A 12415-nucleotide genomic window follows, 5' to 3' on the forward strand; every position below is an offset into this window, starting at 1 on the left:
TCCACCTCGAAGAACGCTTTTGTCTATTGAGCCTACTCGTTATTCAAAGTAAAGTTATCCACATAAGAATACGCTTACATAAAGCGTTTCGGCAAGTGCATAAATGATTGAATTTTAGGGAGGTTCAAAATGAGAAAACGATTTCTTTTTTCAATGACAAGTATGCTGCTTCTCTCTGTCCTGCTGCTTGCTGGCTGTAACTCGAACAAAAACGCGGAAGGCACAGGCAAGGTCACACTGACCTTCGGCACAAGCCAATCCGGTATTCCACGAACGGGGATTATGCAGACGATGGCGAAGGAATACGAGCAGGAAACCGGGGTCAAAATTGATTTCCAGGTGGTTCCTGACGCGCAGTGGCGTGATCTGATCAAGGTAAAACTGGCTTCCGGTGAGGCTCCTGATATTTTCAATGTAGATGTGGACCCGCTGAGCATGCCAGCCAATGTCAGACCAGAAGAAAATGCAATTGATCTGACCAATGAGGAGTTTACGGGACGGATGTCAGAAGAGATCTTGCCTACCGTCAGTCATAATGACAAGGTATACGGGGTTTCTTTTGCCCCTACGAAAATCTGGTATGTGTACTATAACAAACGTATCTTTGCTGACCTAGGTATTGAGCCTCCTACGACCTATGCCGAATTCAAAGCGATTAGCCAGAAAATTAAGGATAAAGATATTATTCCATTCTATCAAGCTCCAGCAAGCGGCTGGTATCAGGTGCTGCCGTTGTTCGAGACCGGGCCAAACTATGAGCAGAAGGCCGCAGGAACCTATGAAAAGCTGAACAATAATGAGATGAAGGTCGCAGACTTGACCCAATTGAAGACCGTTATCGAGCAATTGAAAGAATTTGCTGATCTTGGCTATTTCGGCAAAGACTTCTTATCCAATACAGTAGAAGCGGGCATTGAAGCATTTGGACAGGAAAAAGCTGCAATGCTGCTGCGTGTTCCAGGCACGGAAAAGGAAGTCTCTGAAGCCTATCCGGCGATGAAAGATAATATGGGATTCTTCGTGATGCCTTGGGGAGACAATCAGACGATTGGTGTGAACCCCGGCGGTTCAGCAGCCATGTTTGGCAACAAAAACAGCAAACATCCCGAAGAAGTGTTGAAGTTTTTCCGCTGGATTACCGAGCATGATCATCTGCAACAGGTGTTTGATGGAGGCGAAGGAAATCTGACGATCTGCTGGCCCGAGATCGAACCGAAGCTGACACAGGACTACATTGATTATGAGAAAAATCATGAGAAGGGCACCGTCATGCAGGCTGCCGTAAAATATATCGATCCACAATGGATGGATATCGGTAAAGACTTGTCAGGTATGTTTGCGGGAGCGATGACCCCTGATCAGATTCTGCAAAATATTGATAAACGCCGCGCCGAACAAGCCAAAGTGCTGAAGGATGAGAAGTGGCAGTAACAGCCGGAGGTTATTTCGGAAACAAATGCATAACTGGAATGGAGTTACTCCATCGGTCAAAGCTGGGGTGCTTCTTCCCGTTTGGCAGGAAGGATTGGTGTTACGGGTTATGAATACGAACAAAATCTACCCTTGGTATTTCTCATCCGGAGCGATTTTACTATATCTGTTGTTCATCGTTGCTCCTGCCCTGCTGGGTATCTATTATTCTTTCACCGATTGGAACAGCTACAGTTCGGAGAAAAACTTTGTTGGTTTGGAGCATTTCCGCACGATTCTGGCAGGTGATCCAACCTATCTGCTTTTCATTAAAAATACAGTGCTGTTTACGGTGGTTACCTCCATCGCCAAAACCGTTCTGGGCTTGTTCCTTGCCCTGCTGCTGGTCAGCGGTGTAAAAGCTGCCAATTGGCATCGGATGATTATCTTTTCGCCCCAAGTCCTCTCCTTCCTGATTGTAGGTCTGGTGTTCAAAAGCCTGCTTGATCCGAACAACGGGTTCGTTAATGTTACACTGCGTTCCATCGGTTTGGATGCACTCGCCCAGAACTGGTTGGGCTCTCTCACTTGGGCGATGCCATCGATTATGGCTGTCGATACGTGGAAAGGCATGGGGTATATCATGGTGCTTTTTATCGCAGGACTGCTCGCCATTCCACGGGATTATTATGAAGCTGCATCCATCGATGGTGCGGGTTTTATTCAAAAGCTGTTCCGTATTACCATACCGATGCTGTTGCCTACCGTCACCATTGCCACCGTGCTCAATATTACGTATGGCCTGCGTGTCTTTGATGCGGTATATGTGCTGACCAACGGCGGCCCGGGCAATGCTACGGATGTGATCAATACGGCCGTTTATTCATCTTTTGCCAAAGGGTACTGGGGGCTCGGGAGCGCGCTATCTACCATTCTTTTTGTCATCATGGCGATCATCTCTTTCTTCATCATTCGTTTGATGAATCGAAAGGTGGAATATTAATATGCGGTTTCGAAAAAAAATCATGTCTCTGACGTTAAATGTACTCGCCTGGCTATTAAGTCTGGTTGTACTGATTCCATTTGCCGTTATCCTATTGAATTCATTCAAGTCAGACGCCGAAGCCAAGGTACTGAGGCTTACGCTTCCCGAGAAATTTATGTTTGAAAATTATAAAATCGTCTATGAGCAAGGACACTTGGGAGGTTCCTTTTTCAACAGTCTGCTGCACTCGGGCGTGTCATCTCTGCTGCTGGTGTTTGTCGTGGCATTCTCTGCGTTCACGTTATCCCGCAATCATTCGAAACTGAGCAAGTTTTTATACTTTTTTCTGATTCTGGGCATCACACTGCCACTAAACTATATTCCGCTCATGGAAGTGATGAAATCACTCGGGATGATCAACTCCCACGCAGGCATGATTCTGCTCTATACCGCGATGGGCATTCCCATCTCCCTGTTCATCACGTATGCGTTTGTGGGCAACATTCCGAAAGAGCTGGATGAAGCTGCAATTATGGATGGTTGCAATGGAATCAAGCTGTTCCTTCGAATCATTGTACCTTTGTTAACCTCAGTGCTGGTTACCGTATTTGTTCTGAATTTTCTGAGTGTCTGGAATGAGTTCACTGCGCCGCTCTATATGCTGAACACCGTAGAGATGTGGCCAATGACGCTGGCGGTTTACAATTTTTTCGGACAATTCAGCGCCAAATGGAATCTAGTCAGCGCCGATATCGTACTCACCTCGCTGCCAGTTCTGATCGTATTCCTCATCGGGCAAAAGTATATTGTAGGAGGTCTCACTTCCGGTGCAGTGAAAGGTTAGACCGGATTGTAGCTTTTATACAAAAAAGCCCTCGTCTGAACCAACTGTACGCCGTTTAAGGTTAAGAACGGTATACACGGATCAGACGGAGGGCTATCTCGTTTCCTACAACACTATAAATGTATTAATCATGCGCAAGACCGCCCACATCGGGAGGTGAAGCGATATCACTGCTCTGCTCCAGTGATTTGATCATTTTCAAACGTGACGTGATAATCGCAATCAGAATAACGAACAGGCCCGCAATGATAAACAGCAACGCTATGCCTCTGCCAGGTCCGGTTCCAATGATCTGACCCACGGAGGATGCCAGCGCTCCCCCCTCCACTAGCAGTGGGTTAAACACATGGTCCGCCAGAAATCCAGCCAAACTGTACGCGATAATGAAACCAAGCTGGGACAGGATACCGATAATCCCCCACACTCTGCCCTGCTTTTCATTGGCAATATTGTTCCGCACCAACACATCTGCACTCATATTAACAAATGGCAGGGAGGACAGGAACAGAAAACCCGCAAAGATAATAAAGTAAATGTTCGTCGATACACCCAGTAAGGAGAACGCCAGACCACACATGACCAAACCTGCAACCAGCACACTCGCATATTTCTTCGTCATGGTAAAAATACCGATGCACAAGCTGCTGATCAGCATACCGATCGCACTAACGGACTGAAACGTTCCGAGTGTTTTGGCATCGGTGAATGAGAGCAACATTGGGCCAATGAGTGTTTCCAGGAACCCGAGATAGAAGGTAACCAGAGAAATGATAATAACGAGTAGCAACACGCCTTTGTTGGTGACAACCTCTCTCCAACCTTCCTGAATATCGGTCGTCCAGTTGCGATCGTCCTTTTCCTCTCGCTCCACCTTCATGCTCTTGCGAATAACGAGTACGGCCAGAATGGCAATCAGGAATGTCGCAATGTTAATGATCATAATAACTTCAATCGTTGTCACGCTAAGCAGAATACCTGCGATAATCGGTGAAAACAAAAACTTGGAAGATTCAGCAAGTTGCACTAGGCCACTGCCCTTGGAGAACTGATCCTTATCCAGCAAGTCAGTTGCTGACGCTTTATATGCCGGACTTTGCAGCGCCGAGAACACCGAGCTGAACGCCACACCCACATAGATATGCCATAACTGGATATCACCCGTGAGCATGATCGACAGAATAAAGACCAGACCAGCCGCAGAGCCAAGGTCACCAATAATCATCATCGTACGGCGGTCAAATCGGTCAGCCATCACCCCTCCGATCGGGCGAAGCAAGATGTTGGGCAAAAACGTAAATAGCGTAATCAGCGCAACGCTGGTTGCAGTATTTGTTTTTTCGAAGGCATATACCCCCAGAGAGAACGCGGTCAGTCCGATACCAATCATCGAGATCAATTGACCAAACCAGACAATCAGAAATTTACCAAATGATTTGTGAGCAGTTTGTTCCATGGTTACGACTCCTTTACTTGTTAAGCTTGATGTGGGAAATATAGTCCCGTGACATAGGCAAAACTTCCATGTTCAGCACCCAGAACCCGTTCCATAATCTGACTGAATGCTCTAACCTTCTTCTGAAACTCTTCTTCCTGCCAATGAAAAATGCCCTGATCCAGCAAAAACTGCGAGGAAACGAGTAAAAACTCAATGCTCTCCTGAGGAGCAGGGGTATGAAATACCCCCTCCTGAATGCCCTGTTCTACGACTTCTGCCAGAATGGGGCTGAGACGAAGAACCGTTTCAACCAGACTTTTTTGATGCATTTCTACATTTTGCACGCTGTGCAATTGCTCGATCACGCCAAGCTTGCGATCATCAGGCTGATTCTGGGTCATAATGATGCGGAAAATTTTATCATGCGCGCTGAGCTCGGGATCTGCCACGACACGCCTCGCCGCAGCTTCGCCGCTCATAATAAAACGCATAACGATGGCATGCATAACCTCCTCTTTGGACTGGAAGTAGTAATAGAATGTGCCTTTGGCAATATCACAAGCCTGGAGGATATCCATAATCGTTGCTTTGGTATACCCTTTGGTCACGAACAGAATTTCGGCCGCATCCAAAATTTCATTTCTGCGTTCCTCCGGATTTTTCATCAATCTCATGTTCTGTCCTCCATTACCTCTCGACCGACTGTCGGTCTATTCTAGTCATGAAGCTCTAAGTTTAGAACCCCATTTCCGTCAACCATTGTCCTAACCGACTTTCTCTCGCCTTCAAATCCTGTTTGTCCCGGTCATACTTTCCGATGTTTTTGTCTGCAACCAGATTGCCGTCCATCATAAACAGTACTCGTTCCGAGCGGGCTGCAACTTTAACATCATGAGTCACGAGCAAAATCGTCGTTCCTGTGGCATTAATATCACCAAGAATGTCCATGATCTCATGTGTTGATTTTGAATTCAGCGCTCCAGTAGGTTCATCCCCGAACAAAATATCCGGATTGTTGATCAAAGCCCGGCATATTGCGATCCGTTGAAGTTGTCCCCCTGAAGCTTGGGTAATGTTATGCTCAGCCAGTTCGTCGATTCCCATTTTTTTCATTAATGACATTGCACGGTTGTTAATCGTGTCCCGGTTGCTGTTTTTGGCCAGATAAGCAGAAAGGATGATGTTGTCGAGCAGATTTAAATTTTTGAGCAGATGAATGTTCTGGAAAATAAAACCCATTTTGGTCAAGCGTAGACTCGCCAAATCTTTCTCCGGGAAAGCCGATATTTGTTTACCGTTGAAAAACACACTGCCTGCACTGATTTGATCCATGCCACTGATGTTATAGAGCAGGGTCGATTTACCCGAACCGGACGGGCCCATAATGGAGACAAACTCTCCTTTTTTGAGTTGCAGATTAATATCTTTCAGAATGCGCTGTTCTTCATTCTCGCCAATCGCTACGGATTTATTCACATCTCTAGCTTCTAGTATTGTTGTCATCTTTGTTATGCCTCCCTATTCCACTATCATTTTCGAAATGCTAGTTTCCCGAATCGACTGAATGCTGATCCAGGCTGTAATAATGATCGTTCCTGCCAGCAGCAATGGACAGAGTACATACGCCTGCACCGGATCAATTACAAATACAATCTTTGAAGCACCAAAAGAGGACATAATGCCACTCACCAGCATTGGACCCAGTGTATTGGATAAGATTGTGCCTGCGGCTACACCTACAATGAGGATGACCAGTGACATCACAACATACTTTAATTTGATCTTGGATAACGCAAAGCCGATGCTTCGCAATACAGCAATATCGTTGTTATCTTTGGCAACCATCATCTGTAGGAACAGTGAGGTAATCAAAATAGAAATGAATACTCCGATGGCCAGTGCAAGTGTTGTCACCAGCTTTAATTGCTGAATCGTACCACCAAGCGTTTGATTCAAGTATCCTTGAAGATCCGTTACACGCGCTGGCGAGAAATCTTTCTCGTATGTTGCAATTTTGGCAGCCATCACACCGCGGTCTTTCAGATCCAAGCTGACTACATACCAGAGCACACTATCTTTGTTGTATGGCAAAAGTGCCTTTGCTGTTTTTCCGCCATTCGTCACATCCTGATAAATGCCGCTGACCGTCATCACTTGGTCTTGACCGCCCACTTGCAAGGTCAGCTGATCCCCCGTTTTAAGTTTGAGATCATTGCTGTTTGCATCCGAGAGAGCAATCTCACGATCTGTTGCTGGGGCATTTCCACTTAGATAAGACAAAGGAAATACACTGAAATCTCCGCTCTCCACGCTCAGATTGTCGTAGCTACCTTCTGCATTACGAATCTTGAACTGGCTTGTTACGAGAGGTGAATATTTTTGAACATCCGCATCGTTTTCAATTTGATTCACCAGACGAGCATAACGCTGCTCTACATCATTCGTATGCTTAAGATCGATTCGAATATCACTTTGCCCTACACCCATATAAGATATGAAGCTTGGAGCCTGAAGTGTGTTCAAAAAGTTAAGCGGTACGATCATAATAAATGAACTGACGATGAATACGAATAATAACAAACGGAACATTTTGACACGTTGCATCACGTCTTTTAACCCAAGGAAAACAGGCACGGAAGACCAGCGATTACGTGACAGGTTTAAACGGTTGCGAACGATCTGTGTATCCCCCAAACTTCCAGTGCGAAGGGCTTCCACAGCAGAGATCGAACGAAAACGGCGAAGCACTGCACGGCAGAACAGAACAACCATGGTGAATATCAAACCTGCTGCGAGCAGGGGCACGGCGAAATGCAGTAATGTAGCCGGTGCTTTCCCCATATACAGCATAATATTAGATACAAATAGCTGGTTTACTCCGAGGGAAGCGATGTAACCCAAGATGGAAGCCAAACCTGCCATAAACACATATTTGACCAAATAGAGCCGCTTGATATCGTTCTCTGAGATACCAATGGCTTTCATGACACTGATCTCGCGGTAATCTTCCTCAATAGTGGCAAGCATGGTAAAACGAATACACAGCATCGCAATCAGAATCAGTACCAGGCTGACCAAAATAATAACGGCTGCAATAATTCCGTCTGTCATCCCATTGAGAATCTGGAACAAACCATAGGTCACCACCGGGCCAGCGTTAGGAAGCCCTGCATTTTGATAGGCTTGGGTGAACTCGCTTGTTTTGGAAGGATCATGCAGTCGGAACTCAATGAGATATTCCATCTCTCCGACCCCTTGCTTCAATTGCTCTATATCACTCGGGCTTACGATAAAACGCTTCGAGTGCACAACAGATGGATTCATCTGTGCATCACGCACAAAATCAACAATGGTGTATGAACGCTCAAAAGTCCCATTATTGATCCGAACCTGGTCACCGATATTTAATTTATTTTGCTGTAAATAATACACAGGTACAGCAATCTCGCCATCACGAACTTGGATAATCTCGCTATTCAGATTCAGTAAATAGTCGAATTGCTGATTTTGTGTAACAAAGTCAATATCCATGACGGTATTTTTCTCGGACTCTGCACCAAGATAAAGGTTGGCTCCATTGATGTTAACCATCTCGACAATCTGATGTTGCTCAACCATTGCATTTCCTTCAGCCCATGTGTTCACTTTGGCCTGATCCAGATCTCCAGAGTGCATTTGCACAAAATGAGGTGTCCTCGATTCAGAGAACAAATACTGAATGGAACTCGTCAGTTCCATGATCATTCGAGAACCGGAAGATACCAGCAAAGCAGCGAGCAGGACAAAAATAAACAGCGCAGCCGTAATTCCTTTTTTCCTCATTAAGTCGTTTCTCAGCATTCTCAGCAGCATAAACTAACATGGCTCCTCTCATCTATCTACTATGTTCAGTCGTTCTACTTCTGGAGTCATAAAGCTTGTCAGATAATGCGCCACTGTTGAAGGGTGGTGCATGATGAACATATGTGTCCCCTCTCGAATGGTCTGAAGCTTCATCGGTACATCAAAATATCGTTCCCATTTGAGTGCTGACTGAAGGGGAACGGCATAGTCCCGTTCTCCCCACAGAAACAGCACTGGCAGTGAAAGAGGCTGACATTCAAGTGTCGCTGCGGATTCCAGCATGCGAAAATCTGCCCGAATTACAGGCATGAAATACTGCAAAAGTTCTTTTTCGTGGATGAGCTCTTTCGGTAGACCGTCATAGGAAAAAAGGTGATCAATCAGATGCTCATCAGACATCTGGTCATAACGGTTCAATCCACATTCAGCAGGCGTATTGCAGGCAGATAACACAAGACGCAATGTCTTTGCTACATCTGGAAGCTCCTGTTGTAACCGCTGAGTAACATAATAAGCTGTAATTCCGCCCAAGCTGTGCCCAAACAAGGTTGCGCCAGATTTAATTATAGGCAACAGTTCGTTCGTATAAAGCTCTACAAGTTGTTGCATATGTTCCAGAGGCTCTTCCGAATTCATCCCGTGACCGGGAGGTGTGAATGCCCATATTTCCGTATCCGGGAGATGAGGTACTAAAGGATAAAAACTCCGAGAGTGTCCACCCAGATAAGGAAAACAGATCACCTGCCTGTTTCCCCTACCCTTCTGCAGTCGTTCAAGATAAGTCTGTGCCATCACTCCATCACCACCGTTAATTGCTTTATTTCGCGTCTAGAACATATGCAGGAAATGTCTGGAGCGTTGTGTCGACTTTCTTGCGCTTAAAGACGATATGAATGATAATTGCCGAGGTTACGAAAAAGAAAAATTGCATGATCTGTACTTGTGGATTGAAGTAATACAGATCAATCTGACTTCCTGTAGCGACAAGCCAGAAGGCCAGAAGATAAAACAACAGCGTACCCTTGGTAGCATTGAAGATGTAGCTCTGAAATACGATGAACGCCATAAGTTGCACCACGTAGTATATGTATGTGGTTGAGGTGCCAAATGATGAAATTAGATAACCTGGAAGCACCCATAGTCCAAACAGGAGTCCTGTAATCAGACCGCTTGTTACATTGTTTTTTAACTTGCCTTGCAGGAACGGAAGTAAGAATCCAATCCAGCCAAATAAACCGCCGATGAGCCCCGTCTCCTTGAACAAGTTCAAAATGCCAAGCCAGATCATTTCCGGTACACTATATGTCAGATCGGGGACCGGTATGCCGAATAGCAGGGAGCCAAAATGCATCGATGAAGCAAATACGATGGAAATACCGATAATTACAGGAATCCAGAACAGATCTTTTTTTCGCGGAACCAGCTTCAAGAACATGCCTTTCAACGCGTCTTTGCCACCCATTAAATAACATGTAATTAATCCGGCAATGGAAGGAGAGTACAGAGCAACGATAGCTAACGGATGCATCAGATGCAGTTCACCAGTGATTGGTACAATAAAATCAGGAAAGAACATGAACAAGCTGGCAATACCATAACAAGTACCGAAGGACATCGCCAGAAACAGGTACATATACTTATTGGAAGGACTGGCTGCCGGGCTAGACACTGGACGAACAGATGACTGATTGGCTGTAATCATTGGGCCACCTCCTTGGCAGCAAGCTTTCTCTCAATGAGATCATGCAAACGGTTAATGGTGCTGAAATTGGCCAAGTCCAGATCATCATTTCCGATCTCAATCTGGAATCTGCGCTCTACAAAATCCACTAAACGCATCGCAAAGAGTGAGTTGACAAATCTCATTTCAAAATAGTTGTCGTTGTCGCTAATTTGAGCGTCCTCATGTTCCATGGTAAGATTGTTTCCGATAAACTCTCGAATTTCCTGACGATAATCCACTGCTCTTCCCCCTTGTTATTGATGTTGTCTTTCAGGCACACAAACTTCAATATAGTCCGGAAACTCCACAACCTGCTTCAGATCATGCGAAAAGACGATCTTTCCGTCAGGGTCTGCAGACAGCTGTGTAAAACCAGCAAAACGATAGCTGATATTCATCATTCGGTTTCTGCCGGTCTCTCTGAAATCAGCAAGCATCTGCTTACCCTGTTGCCTCGCTTCACGCATGATATAAGTGAGCAATACACTTCCTGCCCCCCTTGACATGACGCGGCACGACATCAGCAGCATGTTCAGTCTCCATATATCCGGCTGCTTATGAATAAGCGCGAGCCCAATCTTTCCATATGTTCCGTACTTGTCTTCAAGTTCGCACACCAATAGCAAGTAATCCTGTGAAGTCATCAACTGGTGCAGTTCCTCATAACTGTAAGTGATCCCTGTAGCATTCAACTGATTGGTACGAACCGTGAGCTCTTCCGCTCGTTGAAGATCATCCTCTGTCGCTTCATAGATCGTAAACTTCATGCCAAGTGAAGCCAGAAACTTCTCCGAGGGACCTTCATACTGTTCTTCAGCCTGCTTTCGAAGTGTATCTGCCTGATACATCTGTCTTCTGCGGGAAGAGTCTGCTGTAATAAAGCGAGGCATCAGTCTCGGGTCATCCAGCATCGTCTCATAGTGATCTGCATGAAGAATCTGAACATCCGCATGTACACTTTTCACTTCCTCCAGTTCAAAAGGCTGGTCGTCCACAAACAAGATGGCATCCATTCTGATATTGATGTTCTGCTGAATACGCTGAATGGATATGGACTTCGCATCCCAATGAATCTCGGGGTATAAAAAATACTCGGCAATGCCCAATTCGGTAAGTTTGGCCCAAGCCAGCTCTGGGTCATTTTTACTGGCAATGGAGTGCAGTATTCCGCGGCGGTCTAATTGTTCAATCACCTCCTTTATTCGCGCTTTTAGCTGCACATCCCCGGATTCAAGCAAGACCCCGTTCCAAATCGTGTGATCCATATCCCATACGACACATTTGATATCCTTCAATCGCTCCATGGTCCTGCCTCCCTTTAGTTAATAGGCATAGAACCCTTGCCCCGTCTTGCGTCCCCAGTGTCCAGCATCCACCATTTTCTGTAATAGCGGACAACAGCGAAATTTGGGATCCTGATAACTGTCGTACAGCACTTTAAGCGAATGCACGACGGTATCCAGACCGATCAAATCTGCTGTTTCCAGCGGACCCATCTGATAACTAAATCCCTTTTTCATAATGGTATCGACCTGCTCAGCTGTAGCAATACCGTCCTGAACAATAAAAGCTGCTTCATTCATTAACAAATGCGAGAGTCGGTTCGATACAAAACCCGGCAGATCCTCGATGACGACCGGATTTTTGCCGAGAGACTCCAGAAACGCTATCATCTCTTGCTCTGTCTCAGGTGTTGTATGATGCCCTTTGATCACCTCCACCATCGATTTAACCGGAACCGGATTCATCAGATGTACACCTATGGCACGTCTTGGATCAGGTAAAAAGGAGGCCAGCTTGGTTACTGAAATACAGCTTGTGTTCAACGCGTACAGAGCATCTGGACGGGCCTTTTGACTCAAACGCGCATAAACTTCCTTTTTGGACTCTATATTTTCGGTCACATTTTCAATAATGACGTTAGCCTCTTCCACACCTTCGTCCTGTATTTGGAACGAAATTCGATCCATGATGATATCGAGCGGGACCTCACCGTATCCTTGTTTCAAGAAACAGGCTGAACGGTATTCACGACGTATGACATCAGGTGCCTGAAGGATCACGGACTCTGAATGATCTTGCAAAATGACCCGATACCCCGCTCTGGCAACATCCAGTGCTGTAGCACATCCCATAACGCCTGCGCCAATGATTGCAATGAGCTGATTATGCATA

The 12415-nt window shown here is 45.7% G+C and carries 12 protein-coding genes; 3 read left to right on the forward strand and 9 right to left on the reverse strand.

Annotation, left to right across the window (positions count from 1 at the left end):
- The first annotated feature begins 129 nt into the window (after nucleotides 1-129).
- The 3 genes from M3629_RS14200 to M3629_RS14210 all read left to right on the forward strand — a co-directional run bounded on the left by M3629_RS14200 (nucleotide 130) and on the right by M3629_RS14210 (nucleotide 3239).
- Nucleotides 130-1431 carry an ABC transporter substrate-binding protein gene (locus tag M3629_RS14200; protein WP_090914969.1) on the forward strand — a complete coding sequence of 434 codons (1302 nt, stop codon included), beginning with the start codon at nucleotides 130-132 and terminating at the stop codon, nucleotides 1429-1431.
- 109 nt (nucleotides 1432-1540) lie between these two features.
- Nucleotides 1541-2413, forward strand: coding sequence for a carbohydrate ABC transporter permease (locus tag M3629_RS14205; RefSeq protein WP_251507383.1), 873 nt, complete (start codon nucleotides 1541-1543; stop codon nucleotides 2411-2413).
- Nucleotide 2414: 1 nt separating this feature from the next.
- The gene (locus M3629_RS14210) at nucleotides 2415-3239 is read left to right on the forward strand and encodes a carbohydrate ABC transporter permease (RefSeq protein WP_154983235.1); all 825 of its coding nucleotides are present in this window, start codon (nucleotides 2415-2417) and stop codon (nucleotides 3237-3239) included.
- A gap of 124 nt (nucleotides 3240-3363) precedes the next feature.
- Here the strand turns inward: M3629_RS14210 and M3629_RS14215 are convergent, their stop codons facing one another.
- From M3629_RS14215 to M3629_RS14255, 9 genes are all read right to left on the reverse strand, one after another.
- Nucleotides 3364-4692 carry an MFS transporter gene (locus tag M3629_RS14215; RefSeq protein ID WP_251507385.1) on the reverse strand — a complete coding sequence of 443 codons (1329 nt, stop codon included), beginning with the start codon at nucleotides 4690-4692 and terminating at the stop codon, nucleotides 3364-3366.
- 20 nt (nucleotides 4693-4712) lie between these two features.
- On the reverse strand, nucleotides 4713-5348 hold the full coding sequence (locus M3629_RS14220) for a TetR/AcrR family transcriptional regulator (RefSeq protein WP_090914975.1): 636 nt from the start codon (nucleotides 5346-5348) through the stop codon (nucleotides 4713-4715).
- Nucleotides 5349-5409: 61 nt separating this feature from the next.
- Nucleotides 5410-6177 carry an ABC transporter ATP-binding protein gene (locus tag M3629_RS14225; protein WP_090914977.1) on the reverse strand — a complete coding sequence of 256 codons (768 nt, stop codon included), beginning with the start codon at nucleotides 6175-6177 and terminating at the stop codon, nucleotides 5410-5412.
- Between the two features lie 15 nt (nucleotides 6178-6192).
- The gene (locus M3629_RS14230; RefSeq protein WP_251507386.1) at nucleotides 6193-8526 is read right to left on the reverse strand and encodes an ABC transporter permease; all 2334 of its coding nucleotides are present in this window, start codon (nucleotides 8524-8526) and stop codon (nucleotides 6193-6195) included.
- Between the two features lie 18 nt (nucleotides 8527-8544).
- Entirely contained in the window at nucleotides 8545-9309 is a 765-nt protein-coding gene (locus M3629_RS14235; protein ID WP_251507388.1) for a thioesterase II family protein, read from the reverse strand.
- 25 nt (nucleotides 9310-9334) lie between these two features.
- Complete coding sequence (locus M3629_RS14240; RefSeq protein ID WP_251507390.1) at nucleotides 9335-10219, reverse strand: hypothetical protein; 885 nt, start codon at nucleotides 10217-10219, stop codon at nucleotides 9335-9337.
- Nucleotides 10216-10479 (reverse strand): acyl carrier protein, encoded by a 264-nt coding sequence (locus tag M3629_RS14245; protein ID WP_251507392.1) that lies wholly within the window; start codon nucleotides 10477-10479, stop codon nucleotides 10216-10218. Before M3629_RS14245 ends, M3629_RS14240 begins: the two co-directional genes overlap by 4 nt.
- Nucleotides 10480-10494: 15 nt before the next feature.
- Nucleotides 10495-11544, reverse strand: a complete 1050-nt coding sequence (locus M3629_RS14250; RefSeq protein ID WP_251507394.1) for an HAD-IIIC family phosphatase — start codon at nucleotides 11542-11544, stop codon at nucleotides 10495-10497.
- Nucleotides 11545-11562: 18 nt separating this feature from the next.
- Entirely contained in the window at nucleotides 11563-12414 is an 852-nt protein-coding gene (locus M3629_RS14255) for a 3-hydroxyacyl-CoA dehydrogenase family protein (RefSeq protein WP_251507396.1), read from the reverse strand.
- Nucleotide 12415 lies beyond the last annotated feature (1 nt).

It is taken from the genome of Paenibacillus polysaccharolyticus, assembly GCF_023714295.1.
GTDB classification, from domain to species: domain Bacteria; phylum Bacillota; class Bacilli; order Paenibacillales; family Paenibacillaceae; genus Paenibacillus; species Paenibacillus polysaccharolyticus_A.